14 protein-coding genes are annotated in these 15,216 nt (G+C 59.3%); 11 read left to right on the plus strand and 3 right to left on the minus strand.

Going from position 1 to position 15,216, the window contains the following annotated elements; genetic code table 11:
- Positions 1-12 precede the first annotated feature (12 nt).
- Both ASG68_RS07985 and ASG68_RS07990 read right to left on the minus strand, forming a co-directional pair.
- A complete protein-coding gene (locus ASG68_RS07985) occupies positions 13-885 on the minus strand; it encodes an amino acid ABC transporter permease (protein WP_062578782.1) in 873 nt (290 codons plus the stop codon).
- Positions 886-888: 3 nt separating this feature from the next.
- Positions 889-1,821 (minus strand): ABC transporter substrate-binding protein, encoded by a 933-nt coding sequence (locus tag ASG68_RS07990; RefSeq protein WP_062609249.1) that lies wholly within the window; start codon positions 1,819-1,821, stop codon positions 889-891.
- Between the two features lie 629 nt (positions 1,822-2,450).
- On the opposite strand from ASG68_RS07990, the gene ASG68_RS07995 reads away from it, so the two are divergent.
- The 9 genes from ASG68_RS07995 (at position 2,451) to ASG68_RS08035 (ending at position 11,659) form a co-directional block, all read left to right on the plus strand.
- A complete protein-coding gene (locus tag ASG68_RS07995; protein ID WP_113569151.1) occupies positions 2,451-3,566 on the plus strand; it encodes an ABC transporter ATP-binding protein in 1,116 nt (371 codons plus the stop codon).
- A 20-nt stretch (positions 3,567-3,586) separates the two neighbouring features.
- Positions 3,587-4,627, plus strand: a complete 1,041-nt coding sequence (locus ASG68_RS08000) for an extracellular solute-binding protein (RefSeq protein ID WP_062578883.1) — start codon at positions 3,587-3,589, stop codon at positions 4,625-4,627.
- Between the two features lie 10 nt (positions 4,628-4,637).
- Positions 4,638-5,465, plus strand: coding sequence for an ABC transporter permease (locus ASG68_RS08005; RefSeq protein WP_062603847.1), 828 nt, complete (start codon positions 4,638-4,640; stop codon positions 5,463-5,465).
- Complete coding sequence (locus tag ASG68_RS08010; RefSeq protein WP_062578790.1) at positions 5,458-6,279, plus strand: ABC transporter permease; 822 nt, start codon at positions 5,458-5,460, stop codon at positions 6,277-6,279. Before ASG68_RS08005 ends, ASG68_RS08010 begins: the two co-directional genes overlap by 8 nt.
- A 33-nt stretch (positions 6,280-6,312) precedes the next feature.
- Entirely contained in the window at positions 6,313-7,737 is a 1,425-nt protein-coding gene (locus ASG68_RS08015) for a M24 family metallopeptidase (RefSeq protein WP_062578792.1), read from the plus strand.
- Between the two features lies 1 nt (position 7,738).
- Positions 7,739-8,401: a flavin reductase family protein gene (locus ASG68_RS08020; protein ID WP_062578794.1), complete on the plus strand. Its 663-nt coding sequence runs from the start codon at positions 7,739-7,741 to the stop codon at positions 8,399-8,401.
- The gene (locus ASG68_RS08025; RefSeq protein ID WP_062578795.1) at positions 8,398-9,216 is read left to right on the plus strand and encodes a bifunctional allantoicase/(S)-ureidoglycine aminohydrolase; all 819 of its coding nucleotides are present in this window, start codon (positions 8,398-8,400) and stop codon (positions 9,214-9,216) included. Before ASG68_RS08020 ends, ASG68_RS08025 begins: the two co-directional genes overlap by 4 nt.
- 165 nt (positions 9,217-9,381) lie before the next feature.
- Positions 9,382-11,223, plus strand: coding sequence for a PAS domain-containing protein (locus tag ASG68_RS08030; protein WP_062609251.1), 1,842 nt, complete (start codon positions 9,382-9,384; stop codon positions 11,221-11,223).
- A 91-nt stretch (positions 11,224-11,314) separates the two neighbouring features.
- Positions 11,315-11,659 (plus strand): response regulator, encoded by a 345-nt coding sequence (locus tag ASG68_RS08035; RefSeq protein ID WP_320416502.1) that lies wholly within the window; start codon positions 11,315-11,317, stop codon positions 11,657-11,659.
- 222 nt (positions 11,660-11,881) lie between these two features.
- Here the strand turns inward: ASG68_RS08035 and ASG68_RS08040 are convergent, their stop codons facing one another.
- Positions 11,882-12,748, minus strand: coding sequence for a transglutaminase-like domain-containing protein (locus tag ASG68_RS08040; RefSeq protein ID WP_062609252.1), 867 nt, complete (start codon positions 12,746-12,748; stop codon positions 11,882-11,884).
- A gap of 502 nt (positions 12,749-13,250) precedes the next feature.
- On the opposite strand from ASG68_RS08040, the gene ASG68_RS08045 reads away from it, so the two are divergent.
- Positions 13,251-13,787 carry a hypothetical protein gene (locus ASG68_RS08045; RefSeq protein ID WP_156384832.1) on the plus strand — a complete coding sequence of 179 codons (537 nt, stop codon included), beginning with the start codon at positions 13,251-13,253 and terminating at the stop codon, positions 13,785-13,787.
- 425 nt (positions 13,788-14,212) lie between these two features.
- Entirely contained in the window at positions 14,213-15,193 is a 981-nt protein-coding gene (locus ASG68_RS08050; RefSeq protein ID WP_062609256.1) for a 3'-5' exonuclease, read from the plus strand.
- The last annotated feature ends 23 nt before the right edge of the window (positions 15,194-15,216 follow it).

Raw genomic sequence — 15,216 nt, forward strand, 5'->3', positions numbered from 1 at the left:
ACGGGTGGTGTGTCAGGCGCGCCTGGGCGCGCCTTTCTGCGCACCGGCGGTCCTGCCTTTCGGTGCGAGGTGCTTTTCCAGGAAATGCTGGCCGATCGATGCGATGGTGGTGATGAGCAGATACCAGAGCGAGGCGACGCACAGCAGCTCGATCACGAGGAAGTTGCGCGCGTAGATGGCCTGCGCCTGGGTCAGCAGGTCCTGCATGCCGATGACCGAGACGATTGCGCTTGCCTTCAGCATGCCGATCGCCTGATTGCCGGTCGGCGGTACGATCAGCCGGACCGCCTGGGGCAGGACGACGGTTCGAAGGACCTGGAGTGGGCGCAAGCCCAGTGACGAGGCCGCCTCGCGCTGGCCCCGGTCGACGGCGGTCAATCCGCCGCGAATGATCTCGCTCATATTCGCGGCTTCATGCAGGCCAAGTGCCAGGAACCCGGCAAGCGCCGGCGTGACGATTTCGTTGATCGATATGGAATAGCTGCCGATGCCCACTTCCGGAATGAACAATGCGATGTTGAACCAGAAGAAGATCTGGACTATGAGCGGCACGCCGCGGAACCACCAGACGAAGGCAACGGCAAAACCCTTCAAGACGATGTTTTGGCTGGTGGCCATAATGGCAACGATGCAGCCGAAGGCGATCCCGAACACCATCGCGCCGGCCGTCAGTTGCAAGGTGAGACCAACGCCGTCGAGGATGACCGGATCGACCATGTAGCGGGGTATTTCGCCCCACTGAACAGCCTGGTTTCGTGCGATCGTGGTGATGAAGAGCACCAGCGCGAGGATCGCGCCGGCACCGGTTGTGATTTGCCCCCACCGGATCGGCTTGCCGACCGGAGGTGCGATGGCCATGCTGACGGGTTGAGCAAAGAACGACATGGCTCAGTTCACCGGCATGCTGACGGCGTCGTTGAACTTGACGGTCGTCACGGCCAGCGGCCCGAGACCCCATTTCTCCATGATCGCCTTATAGGCACCGCTATCGACCATATGCTGCAGCGAGGCGATGACCGTATCCCGCAGGTCCGGATTGTCCTTCGATGTCAGCATGCCGAGATAGCCGATGGCGAGGCGGACGTCCGGAAGCGCTTGCAGGCCGACACCCTTGCCGGTCTGGTTTTCCGTCGTGTAGACGCTCGTCGCATAACCGTTGACGGTTGCGTCGGCGCGGCCGGTGCGAACAGCCTGCAGGACATCAGGCATTTTCGGGATCGACATGATGTTGACAGGTGTCGAGCATTTCGCCGATGCGGCTTCCACGAGGCGCGCCTGGAACGTGCCAACGGGCACGGCAACCTTCTTACCGCAGAGGTCTTCCATGCTCTTGATGCCGAGCGGGTTGCCCTTGATGGTCATGATCGTCGTGGCGTCGAACATGTAGTCGATGACGTCGACCTGCTTTTCCAGCTCCACATCGTCATTAATGCCGGAAATGGTCATGTCGAAACGCTTGGACAGGACGGCCGGCACGATCGCAGCACCTGCGCCGACATTGGTCATCTGAACATCGATGCCGAGGATGACACCCAGGGCTGCGGCGATATCGGCATCGATGCCAATGAGCTTGCCGCCTTCGTCCTGGAAGCTGATCGGCGGTGTCAGATCGGTCGCCACCTTCAATATCTTCTTATCCTTGATGGCCGATGGCAGGCGGTCCGCCAGTGTCTGTTCGAAGGCGACGCCAGGCAATTTGGCGACGTCTGCATCCGGCACCATCTTCATGGTAGTACCTTCTGCGGCGTGTGCTGAAGTCGAAAGCAGTGCGAATGCGATACCGGTCAGGCCGCCTTTGAGACTTTTCTTGAAGCTGCGCATGTGATCCCCTTGTCGCTTTTTTGTCGACGTGAATTTACGCAATCTTCGATGCAATCGGCGTGCCATTTTGATTGACAGTTTCTTAGCGACTTGTTTTCAAACGAGTATTTCTTCATCCAAGCGAACTTACGCTTCTCCGCACAAATATTCGTATGAATCTGCGAAAGAGAAATGATTAAAGAATCAGCTTCCGCATTGTTTAAGATGTCGGGATTGACGATCGATCGACTAAGTTTCTGCTTTGGCTGCATATTTCTCTGATTTTCCATTTGTGAGGATTGTGATCTGCGGCGATTTAACCCGAAAAGATCACCAATAGATCCCAATCCAACCCGGCAACGCTGCTTAATATATGACCGGTGTCTACGGATATTGCACATTTTTTAGATTCGGCAGAAATGAATTTTCAATATTATTAAAAAGTTTCGAAACTATGTAGATCAAAAATAATCTAGCAATTTCCATGGATTAGCATTTTCCTTCAGTTCGAAATCGCAAACTGGCATGCCACTTGCAGATCCCTCACCATGACCGACACCGACGTCAACATCATCGACCGACCGCATCTCTGCCTGGTGCCGCCAAGCGCTAAGCGCTTTGACGACACGGCGCAACCGAAGGGGATATTCATGGCAGAGGCCTCGAAGGCAGGAGAAGGTAAGCAGCTCAGCGTCCGGGGTCTGACCCACAGCTACGTTGGGCAGAACGCGATCAGCGACATCACGTTCGAGGTCGAAGCTGGCGAGATCGTCGCCCTTCTGGGGCCAAGCGGCTGCGGCAAGTCCACCGTCCTGCGCGCCATCGCCGGGCTGATCCAGCCAAAGAGCGGCGTCATGCAGCTCGGTGGTCAGGATCTCGCCAATGTGTCCGCAAGGTCACGTGGCATCGGCATGGTGTTCCAGAACTACGCCCTGTTTCCGCATCTGACAGTGGCCGAGAACATCGCCTATCCGCTGGCCTGCCAGCACGTGCCGCGGGCTGAGCGCAGGGAACGGGTGGAGGAGATGCTCTCGCTCGTGCAGTTGAAGAGCTATGGCAACCGCTTGCCGCGTGAACTCTCGGGCGGCCAGCAGCAGCGCGTGGCCGTTGCCCGCGCCATTGCCGGCCGGCCGTCGCTTCTATTGCTCGACGAACCGTTCGGCGCGCTCGACCGGGCGCTTCGTTTCGATCTGCAGGTCGAGCTCCTGCATTTGCAGAAGACGCTTGGCATAACCACGCTGATCGTCACGCACGATCAGGAAGAGGCCCAGAGCCTGGCCGGGCGGCTCGTGCTGATGAACAAAGGCAATGTCGAGCAGATCGATACGCCCATGGCCGTCTATGACCGGCCGAAGACGCTGTTCGTCAACACCTTCATCGGCCAGGCCAATGTGCTGCATGGGACGGTGGAGCGGTTGGATGCGGAGGCAACGACGATCGCGCTCCCGAATGGCAACACGGTTGTTCTGCCGCGCCGCCTGAACTTTACTGTTGGTTCCAAGGTCACCATCACTTTCCGTCCAGAAGACGTCCGTCTATCGACGGCCGCGAGTGGCTTTGCATTGCCGGCAAGGCTGACGGTGTCCGTGCCGCTTGGGCCGACGCTCGTCCATGATCTTCTTCTCGAGGACGGCACGGGCCTGCGCGCGTCGCAGGTCCGCGGACCTTCTACCTTCATTCCCGAGCCGGGAGCTAAGCTCTTTGCCGAGATTGACACCACAAGGTGTCACGCCTTTCCGAGCGAACCGGAAACATCCCGTCAATGAACAACAACAGAGGTGAACAGATGCAGGATTTCAACATCACAAGACGTCATTTCGGACTGCTCGCCGCCGGTGCGGCTGCAGCCGTTGCGCTACCCTTTACGGCTCGCGCTGCTGGGGAAACCGCAGTCGCCGCGACCTTCCCCGGCAACTGGGAAGATGCCTATCGGACAGTGCTGACGCCACTCGTGAAGGAAGCCGGTTTCGACCTCACGGTCGCGCCTGCCATGGCGCAGGATCAGCTTGCCAAGGTCATGGCGAGCCCGGGCAACCCGCCCTATGACACGCTGCTGATGTCGCCCGGCCAGATGGCCGTCGCCATCGAGAACGACCTGATCCAGAAGATCGATCCATCGAAGCTGAAGAACTGGAACATGCTCGATCCGGCGTTCCAGGGCGAATACGGCCCGACCGTCACCGTCGAAGTCAATGGCATCGCCTATAACCCGGACCTGGTGCCGGCACCGAAAGGCTATCGCGACCTGTTCGAAAATCCGGCCTACGAGGGCCTCGTCTCCTGGACGGGCTTTGCCTCCAACACCGGTGTCATGGCCTATTCCGAGATCGCAAAAATTTTCGGGACCGGTCCGACCGACATGGATGCCGTGTTCAAGCTGTTCAAGGCGCATCCGGAGCATCTGAAAGGCGTTGTCGCCAGCACCAACCACCAGATGACATTGTTCCAGCAGGGCGAAATCGCCGTCTTCATGTGCTCGACTGGCAACGTCGCGAAGCTGAAGGCATTGGGCCTCAAGGCCGAATTCGTCCAGCCCGATACCGGTTCGCCGGCAGCGCCGGTCAACATCCACCTGACCAAGGGCGCCAAGAACCCGGACGCAGCTTACGCCTATATGGATGCCGCGATCTCCAAGGCTGCGCAGGACAAGCTGAAGATGCCGCCGACCGAGATGTTCCCCACCAACAAGGAAGTCGAGCTGACGCCCGGCATCGAGGCCTACGTGAAGCGCGAGCAGCTTGCGTCCCTGGTCTATCCGGACTGGGCGGCGATCAACAAGAACCGTGCGGAATGGATCCGCCAGTTCGACGCGCTTGTCGCCGGTTGAGGGTGTAGACATGAAAGCGAGCGGCTTCCCATACGTTCTCCCGATGCTTCTGCTGTCGGTGGCGTTCTTTGCGACGCCGCTCGCCGTTCTCGTCGGGTTCAGCTTCATCGGCCCCGACGGCCCGTCCCTCCACAATTACGCACGCTTCCTGGGTGATGCGTTCAACTACCGCGTCCTGGTCAACACCGCCACGCTCGGTCTACAGACGATCGCAAGCACGACTTTGCTCGGTATTCCGATCGCGCTTTTCTATTGGCACAGTGGCAAGACCGCGCGACAGGTCATCATCTTCCTGACGCTCATCCCGATGCTGACCAGCAACGTCGTGCGCACCTTTGCCTGGATCGTCATCCTCGGGCGACAGGGACCGATCAGCGAGACCTTCGTGGCGCTTGGACTTGCCGAGCGCCCGTTCACCCTGATGTCCACCGAACTCGGCCTCGTCTTGGCCATGTGCCAGATCGACCTGCCGCTGATCATTCTGCCGCTGATCGCCATCCTGTCGCGCACGCCGGTCCAGTTCACCGAGGCAGCACAGGTCTCTGGTGCCGGCCCGTGGCGGATCCTCGTGACCGTTCTCCTGCCGATGATGTTGCCGGGACTACTGGCGGGCTGGATCCTCGTGTTTGCCAGCACCAGCGCTTCCTTCGTCACCCAGGCTGTCATCGGTGGTGCGCGCAATGTCTATGTGCCGCAGCTCATCTATCGCGAGGTCGGCACGCTGTTCGACTGGCCGATGGCCTCGGCAATTGCCGTTGTCCTGCTGTTGTCGACCGGCATCCTTCTCGTTGCCATGACCATGATTTCCCGCCACAGGAGGCTTGTCGGCCATGCATAGTCCTCGCGAAAATCCGTTTCCCGTCTTCCTCTACAGGGCCTTCGTCTTCGGCTTCGGTGGTCTCAGCCTGATCTATCTGGTAGCGCCGATCGTCATCGCGATCACCATGTCGTTTACGGCGGGCCAGACGCTCAAATACCCGCCCGAGGGCTTTTCGCTCCGCTGGTACGAGGCGCTCCTCGATCCCGTCCGCTCCGGAACCGAACATATCGCGGCGGGCAATTCGCTGAAGATCGCAGCCCTTGCGGTGCTTGGATCGCTGCTGTTTGCCGTGCCTGCCACCATCGGCATGGCGCGGATGCGGCGCAGCACGGTCAATGCGCTGGAGCCGTTTCTTTTGGCACCACTTGTCTTGCCGAGTCTCGTTTATGGTCTGGCGGCGCTGATCGTGGCGAACTTCGTTGGTTTCCAGCCGTCGCTCTGGCTCACCGTCATCGGCCATGTCGTCGTCTTCGGGCCGCTGATGTATCGGGCCGCATCGGTCGTCGCGCAAGGCATCAACCCGTCGTTGGCGGAAGCCTCCACCGTAATGGGCGCGACCTGGTACACTACGCTCCGGCGTGTGATCCTGCCGCTGCTGGCGCCCGGCATCCTCGCCGGTGCCTTTCTCGTCTTCATTCAGTCGCTCGACAACGTCTCTGTCTCGCTCTTCCTCGCCGACGCGCAAACCACCGTGCTGCCACTTCGCATGTTCGCGCTGATCGAGGAGTCGCTCGATGTCCGGGTGGCGGCGATGTCCGGCATTCTGATCGGGCTGACCCTGGTGGTGATGCTGGTTGCACGGCGGGTGTTGGCGCCCTCCCGGCAAGCCTGACCCTTAGAAAAATACTTCTGGAAGGAATACCCAATGACCATACATCCCATCAGGGCAGGCGCTTACCGCATCGGATCGCTGCTCGCCGATTTCCAGCCGGATTTCGATTTCGCAGCACCCTTGCCGCTGCCGGTCGAGGAGTTCGAGGACCGCCTGCGTCGCATTCGCCGCCAGGCTGTCGAGGCTGGCCATGACGCACTGATCGTCCATACCGGTGGCGTCGGCTGGTTCCATACTTCGAACGCCTATCTGCGCTACATCTGCGACTGGATGCGCGAGGGCGTGCTGATCATCCCGACCGACAGCGACAAGCCGCTGACGCTTTTGTCCTTCTTCACCCAGTCGGTGCTTTTGCCGCCCGGCGGTGAACCGGTGCTGGTGGAAGATATCTGGCAGATAGGCCCGATCGGTCGCGAATATGCCGACCGTCCCGGCGACAGCGTCATCAAAACGGCGGAGAAATGCGCTGAAGTGCTGGCCGGCATGGGCCTCGCGAAGGCGCAGATCGGCCGCATCGGTGATCGTACCTCGCTGACCTTCTGGGCTGCCCTCGACGAGTTGATGCCCAGAGCCAAGTTCGTCGCCGACAATGCCATTCTCGACCGGATGCAGAAGGTGCGCTCGCCCCGCGAGATCGAAATGTTCCGGGCCGCAGCCCAGCTCGTCAGCATTGCCACCCAGGCTGCCTATCATGTGGCGAAACCCGGCGTGACGGACCATGAGATCTATGCTGCGTTTACGCAAGGACAGCTCTCATTCGGCGGCGAGACAGGCGACGGCTATCAGATCGGCATCAACGAGTTCGGCACCCATTGCGGCAAGCCTTACGGCCATGTGGTGCGACCGGGCGATCTCATCAATCTCTACGTCTCCAACATCACCTATCGCGGCTACACCGCCCAGACCGCCCGCATGATCGCGGTCGGAGAGATCACCAAGCGGCAGGAGGAGGTATTGGCGGCCTGTACCGAGGGTGTAAAGCGCGCCGAAAAGCTGATCCGGCCCGGTGCCCTGATGCGTGACGTCAACAACGCTGCCTTCGAGCCGATGATCGAGCGCGGCATGCTCTCTTCGCCCGAAGCGCGCACCATGCCTTACAACTGGGCGCCGATGGACGATGGCAGCGCGCGGCTTATCCCGCGGCAGTATGTCAAAAATATTGACTGGGAAGCACAGGGCCGCACCCTGATGCATGTCTATCCGGCAACCCACGGGCCGCACAACCCCAATCTCGGTCATTCCGTCGGCATGGCGGGTGGGCAGAACAGCTTCAACATCTCGTCGCACAACTACGACCGGATGGAGGAGGGCATGGTATTCGTGCTGCATACCCAGTGGCTAGAGCCACTGTCGGCAGGCTGCAATGTCGGCGACATTTATGTCGTCACAAAGGATGGGTTCGAGAACCTCTCCCGCCATACGCCGCTTGAAACACACCGTATTGCAGTCGAGGCCTGACATGACCGAGCATACCCATTTCGATTTCGCCAAGCTCAATGAGCGTGAACGTTACAAGCTGCTCATCGGAACCGTGATTCCGCGCCCGATTGCGCTGGTGACGACGGTCGACAAGGATGGGCACCCTAATGCCGGGCCCTTCAGCTTCTTCAACGTCCTGACCCACGATCCGGCGATCGTCGCGATCGGGGTCGAGAACTATTCCGACATGCGCTTCAAGGACACCGCCCGCAACATCAGAGAGACCGGCGAATTCACCGTGCACATCTGCGACAATGCGCTGGTTGACCAGATGGAGGTCTGCGCCATCAAGTTCGGCCCCGAGGTGGACGAGATGGAAGAGGCGGGCCTTGCGACCGTTCCCGGCCAGATGGTGCGCAGCCCACGCATTCTGGCCGCGCCCGCCGCTCTGGAATGCCGTCGCCATACGACCCTTCAGGTCGGTCCGGCCCGTGAGATCATTCTCGGTGAAGTCGTTGGTGTGTTTGTGCGCAGTGACGCGGTCAACTCGTCGAACCTGCATATCGACCAGCAGATCATGGACGCCGTTGGCCGCATGGGCGGGCACACCTACACCCGCACGCGAGATCAGTTCGATATCAAGACGCTGACGCCGCAGGAATGGGAGAACCGGAAGGCATTTGAGACGTTGGTGGCAGAATGAGCAGCAATCGGTATTTTTCACAGGTTGGCGGCCTTCCGCCGCAGACACAGACCCTCTCCAGCAAGGCCGTCTTTACGACATCCTACGCGGTGATCCCGAAGACGGTGATGAGCGACATCGTCACCAGCGTCCTGCCGCATTGGGAGGAAACCAGGGCCTGGATCATCGCGCGGCCGCTGAGCGGCTTTGCCGAAACGTTCGCCCAGTACATCATGGAGGTGAAGCCCGGTGGCGGCAGCGTAAGGCCGGAGCCGGACGTAAGGGCCTCGGCTGCGATCTTCGTGGTCGAAGGCGAGGGCACGATCACCCATGACGGCCACGACCATGCGCTACGCGCCGGCTCGTTTGCCTATCTGCCTGCTGGGGCGAAATGGGCCTTCAGCAACGACAGTGCGGCGCCGATCCGGTTTCATTGGGTCCGCAAGGCGTTCAAGGTCGTGGACGGCCTGGAGCTGCCTCCGGCCATCTTCACCCATGAAGACGACTGCGTGATGCACGCCATGCCCGATACCGAGGGCCGCTGGGCAACCACCCGCTTCATCGATCCGTCCGACGTACGTTACGATATGCACCTCAACATCGTCACCTTCGAGCCGGGCGCCATCATTCCCTTCATGGAAACGCACGTCATGGAGCACGGACTCTATGTGCTCGAGGGCAAGGCGGTCTATCGGTTGAACGAGGACTGGGTGGAGGTCGAGGCCGGCGACTACATGTGGCTGCGCGCCTACTGCCCCCAGGCCTGCTATGCCGGCGGTCCGGGGCGCTTCCGCTACCTTCTCTACAAGGACGTCAATCGCCATCCGGATTTGTAAAGGAGCCCGACATCCAGGTTTCTAAGTAAGAGAGGGGGGTGTGTTCATGATCTCCTGCGTGTGGGCACCGGGCGCAGGCGGTCTCTCGCTCGCGAGCCTGTCTTTGTGCAACTGCATCTGCTACCGAGGTTGAAAAGTTCCTCTGTGAAAGAACAGCTTGTCCCAATGCCAGGTTCAAACACCAACGACGGGCCCGTTAAGTCACTGGCCGACGCTCTTCTCGCCGACCATGTGAACCCCGTCGCGCTGTTGGAAGCCGTGCTTTCCACCTCAGATGATTGCATCAAGATTCTCGACCTTGAGGGACATCTTCTTTTCATGTCCGAAGGCGGCAAGCGCGTCATGGAGGTGGATGACTTTGATTCTTTGAAGGATTGCCCGTGGCCTGATTTTTGGGCGGACGAGGGCAACGTCGCCGCCCGCAATGCCGTCTCAATCGCTGCCTCGGGGCGTCCGTCCCGCTTCACAGGTTCGGCCAAGACCGCGCGTGGGAACGGTCGATTCTGGGATGTCCAAGTCCTGCCGCTTCTCGATAGTGGCGGCAGGCCCACCCAACTCCTCTCGATTTCTCGTGATATCAGCGAGGGTCATGCCGCACGGGCAAAGGTTGCAGAACTGCTTGCGGCCGAACAGGAAGCAGCCAAAGCGGAAGCCGACACGTTAAGGCGGATGCTGCTCGATGCGCCGAGTTTCATGTGTGTGCTGGAAGGGCCGGAGCACGTCTTCAAGATTACCAACAAGGCCTATCTTCAGCTTGTAGGGCATCGCGACCTGATTGGCGTACCGGTCCGCCAGGCATTCCCTGATATCGAAGGGCAGGGCTTCTTTGAACTGTTGGACGAGGTTTATGTGAAGGGAGAGCCGTTCATTGGTCGCAGTGTCAGCTTTGCGATCCAGCGTTCGCCAGACGCCCCCTACGAAGAAGCATTCCTCAACTTTGTCTATCAGCCGATCTTCAACGCGGATGGCGTTGTCACCGGAATATTTGTGGAGGGAAGCGACGTCACGGATTTGAAAAGCGTCGAACTCGCGCTTCGCCGCAAGGACCTTCAGCTCGAGCTTGCGCTCGACGCGGCAGGAATGGGCGTTTGGGAATGCACGGTGGTCGATGGACATTTCATTGATATCAAGGAGGACGAACGGGCAAGGACGTTACTCCATCGTTTGGCTGATGAAGAGGCGACTTTCGACAATTTCACATCCCGCGTTCATCCCGATGACCGGCTGGCTCTTGCCGAGTCAGCGCTACAGGCCCTTGATCCAAGTGGCAGTGGCATTCTGGACGTCCAGTATAGAATGCTTGAACGCCCCGGCATGCCGAGCCGCTGGATTCATGCCAGAGCGAAAACTGTTACAGCCGACGGCGCAACGAAATTCGTGGGCACAGTGCGGGATGTCACGGACCGAAAGGATGACGAGGCTCGCCAGCATATGGTCAGCGGCGAACTGCAGCACCGGATCAAGAACCTCCTGGCGATGGTGAGTGCAATCGCCACGCAAACATTGCGTGGAGAAGATATTGCTGAGCGGCGAGAGACATTCAATGCGCGTCTGCATGTTCTGGCGCAGGCCCAGAATATGTTGATGGCGACGACGTTTGAAAGCGCAGGAATCCATGACACGCTACGAGCGGCACTCGCGCCCCATGGCGGATCTGACGGACGTTTCGATATCGATGGCTCGCACTTCGAGATGACGCCGAAGCAGAGCCTCTCGATGGCGCTCACTCTGCATGAGCTTGCCACCAATGCGACCAAGTACGGCGCACTTTCAAACGACGCCGGCCGCGTCAGAATATCCTGGCATCTGGCGAGGGCCGCCGATGGACGACAGGATCTCAACTTCGTCTGGCAGGAGAGTGGAGGACCTTCTGTGTCCGAGCCAAAGACCAAGGGGTTCGGGTCGCGGCTTATCTCCCGCGTGCTTGCTGCAGATTTCTCAGGCGACGTACGGATCATTTACCCGTCGGGAGGCGTTGTATGCACACTAACAGCCAAACTTGGCTAGCTCGACGCGGAAATGTCTCGCTTTGTCCTCCATTCAACGGGATCCGGCCAACCAGAAACTTTAAGTCATGATTGCTCAACGAACCGCCGTCTTGGTTGTCGAAGACGAGGCCATCGTTCGAATGGGCATCGTCGATGAACTGGAAGATGCCGGTTTCGAGGTGTTCGAAGCAGCGAATTCAGATGTTGCAATCGACATCCTAGTTGCCAATCCGCGGATAGAAGTGATGTTCACGGACATCGACATGCCAGGCGGAGTGGACGGCCTCAAGCTTGCAGCGTCGGTTCGGGACAGGTGGCCGCCCATTACAATCATCATAACGTCCGGCCATCGCGCAGTCGGTGTTGAAAGCCTCCCGGCGCGGGCGCGGTTCATGCCGAAGCCGTACAATCCAGATGTCGTGGTTCGGTCGATCCGAGAGATGATAGCTCAATAGTTCATCGTGCAGAATTTGCAGAGTGCCGCCTGATTATTCAGAGAAGCCTGCGTGATAACGATTGTAAGCGGCGTTTTCCCCGCACATTGACCAAGCTCGATTGGCCGTTCGGACAAATGCCGCTACGACCTTGAGGGCAAGAATGCGCCAGCAGCGGTCATTGGTATTTGCGGTCGCATAGTACCCGAGCATGCAGAACTTCAGCCGACGAGGTTTGAGTACCTACTGCGCGATCGAAACCGTCTCACGAACCTGCCTGACAGCATTGAAGACCTCTCCAGGCATGCCGAACCCTGGAGCGCCATAGAGTAAACGGAGCTCTTCCCTATGACGGTCGGGGTCGAGCAGGACCTCCGCCAAATGATCGAAGCGTCGCAGTTCCTCGGTGCTGATCTCCTCGTCTGGGGATGGCATCGCCCCCCAGTCGTCCCACGGCAGCATCTCGACCTTGTTCAGGCTGGCGAGGTCACGGATCATATTTGAGGCGATGAACCAGAAGCCGCCTTCATCGAATATGCCAAAGCGATTGGGGTCGTCCTCGCCACGCCGGCAGAGTTGCCAGGCCTGGGCGGCCGGCAGGAACTCACCCGACGGCAAATCGAGAGTGTCGAAGACCAGCCCGAGTTCTGCACGCTGAAAGTCATCGATCTGAAAATCGACCATCCGCCAGCGATCACCATTCCAGGCCTCCACCACCCAGTGGTCGATCGCCTTGTCGGGAGCGAAATAAGTGCCGAAACCGCACCGCGACCTGGCCGCACGGCCGTTCGCTCTCAAGGCCGACACGGCGAGTAGCGAGAAATGGCTGCAGACACCAACCGCGCGACCCGCAGCAGGACGTGGTGAATTGCCCCCTGCAAGGAGGCCGTCTAGCACGGCGTCCACCGATCTCCTTTGCGAGAGTTCACGGCGCTCCGGGGTCAGCTCTTCGCCATATCTCGACGCCCAGTGTTCGTGAAGCATTCTTCCCTGAATCCAGGCGGCTAGTTCGGCGATGTCCGTTGGAGCGCCTGCCAGCCCGACCTTGTTCTTCTTTGCCGTGGAATGCGGGCCCGGCTCTCGGAAGTAGTCCAGCGTAACCATGTCCATGAGTATCCTCCAAGGCCGGATGATCTGGCGAGGGCGCATTGCTGTCAAGCGCACGGCGAACGCCCGCTTCGGGGCCGAAAATGGCCCTATTCAGAACGGCCCTTGTTGCCCAACCTAGCAAAATATCAATGCCAGCACAGCTGCTGGACGACAGGGTCGCGGGTTCGGACCCCTTCAAGGCGCCTGGGTTTGATGGGTCGGATCAGTGGTTCGAAATCAAATCGGGTCGGGGAGATGACGGCGGTGAGTTATTCCGGCATTATCCGTTACCATGTTCCGCCCGTCCACGCTCTCCCGCTTTGTGTATTTGTCTCCGGCTCTTCATCAGGAGGAACTGGCAGCGAGCCCACTTGCCATCAATGGCATGAAGCTTCTCCGCTATGTCGAGCAAAACGGCGGTATTCCGCTGACGCAATCCCTGGGCGCTTTTCATAGGAAATGTGTCGAATGGGCCGCACATGAATTTCAGTGGCCCGGGTATGAACCGGAAATCCTCTATTCCGTGAACAAGGTTCTCAACGAGCCGGATTTCCCTCCGCTCGCCATCCTGCATTGGGCGCTGCAGGACCTTCGTATCATCCGCCACTACAAAGGTAGGGCCCTGCTCACGAAACGCGGCAGGTCGGCGCTTGGCAATCACGGGGAGCTTCAGGCCGTTCTCGCAGAATGGATGTTGGCCGCTCCGCTGCAGGAGAGTCTATCCCCCGAAGCTGCCGCGCTGTTCTGGGATCTTAGGCATATGCTGGGCATCGTCTCGACCCGGTTCGGCGACTGGGTGACGCTTGGCGATTATACCGAATGGGCACTCCAGGTGGAGCTTTTCCCGGCGAGGGGACCGCTCGGCCCTCGACACGAGGCAGGCTGGTTCATCGCACATAATCTCGTTCGCCCGCTGACCTGGTTGGGCGTACTGGAGAACTCGCCGCAGAATGTGCCGGCCATGTCGATGATGGATAGGCAATTTCGGAAGACGATGTTGTTCGATAAGTTCTTCAGGATCGGCCTTCCGATCGGAGTCGAGGCCGTTATTCTCCACTGATAAGACCAAGTGCCTGGTGGATGCTGCAAATCTGTTTCATCGCGCAGGGCTTGGGATCTCTCTGCCGCTAATTCTGAACATGGAGCTAAGGTGGCGGTCTAGGATGTGAGAAGCGGCCCCGCGCGCCGGGGGCTGTCGATCCCGGGTCCGGCGTTGCCGTCGCTACGCTGACCCTCCTGCGGCAACCCTTTTTACCGGTCTTGCGTGAGGCGAACGGCTTTCGCGGTGCCCGCTACAGCTGGTATGCCCTTTCCTGTTTTGGACGTTTCTGCGCAACGACCCAAGAGCTGTCACTTCGTGAAACTGCGCGATCGTAAACCTTGCTCGACAGATGGCTGAAATCGCACCGCCACCAACAAGGTTGATCTGCCGGTCGTGCCGTGTTTTGAAGGTAGAAAATCGGCGGTGGGGCTTTGACAACAGGAATGGCAGAACAGTTTGACATGTTTTCGGAGCAGGCTCCGCGCGACGATTTGGTCACGCGTGCCGCTTCCAGATTAGCCAAGCCCGAACAGCCTGCCGTCCCCATGAGTGAAGAGGACATGGTCCGTCATCTGTCGGAGACAGGCCGCTACCGCATCCTCACGAAACTTCTGCAGCGCGCGATCGCGCCATTCCCGCGTCCGGAATACCCGCTCAAGGGCATTATTCTCGACACCGAGACCACGGGCCTCAATGCGCGCAAGGATGAGATCATCGAGATTGGCGTGATCGCTTTCACCTTCGATGCGACAGGAAGCATCGGTGACGTGACCGGCATCTATGGTGGACTTCAGCAGCCCAGCGTTTCCATTCCCTCCGAAATCACCAGGCTTACGGGAATAACCGACAACATGGTGGTCGGGCAGTCGATCGATACGGCTGCGTTGCAGGCACTGATCGAACCTGCCGATCTGCTGATTGCCCACAATGCCGGTTTCGACCGGCCATTCTGTGAGGCATTTTCTCACCTATTTTCCGGCAAGGCCTGGGCTTGCTCCAACTCTGAGATCGACTGGTCGTCGCGGGGATATGAGGGCACGAAGCTCGGATACCTGATCGGGCAGGCGGGCTATTTTCATGAAGGCCATCGCGCTGTCGATGATTGTTTCGCACTTCTGGAGGTCCTGGCCCGTGAGGTGGATACCTCTGCTTCCATAGCTTTCGCCGAACTCTATGAAGCAAGCCAGAGATCGCGTATCCGAATCTTTGCGGAAAACAGTCCCTTCGACATGAAGGATCATCTGAAGGCGCGAGGTTATCGCTGGTCCGACGGAAGCGATGGCCGACCCAAGTCCTGGTGGATCGAGGTTGGTGAAGAAGCGCTCGAGGATGAGCTCCGTTATCTCAGGGGCGAAATCTACTGCTATCCAGACGCCGATCCACCGACTAAACGCCTCACCGCCTTCGATCGGTTTCGGGCCTGATCGCCTCTTCAGCTTGTATCTGA

It is taken from the genome of Rhizobium sp. Leaf453, assembly GCF_001425605.1.
In the GTDB taxonomy this organism is placed as follows: Bacteria; Pseudomonadota; Alphaproteobacteria; order Rhizobiales; family Rhizobiaceae; genus Pararhizobium.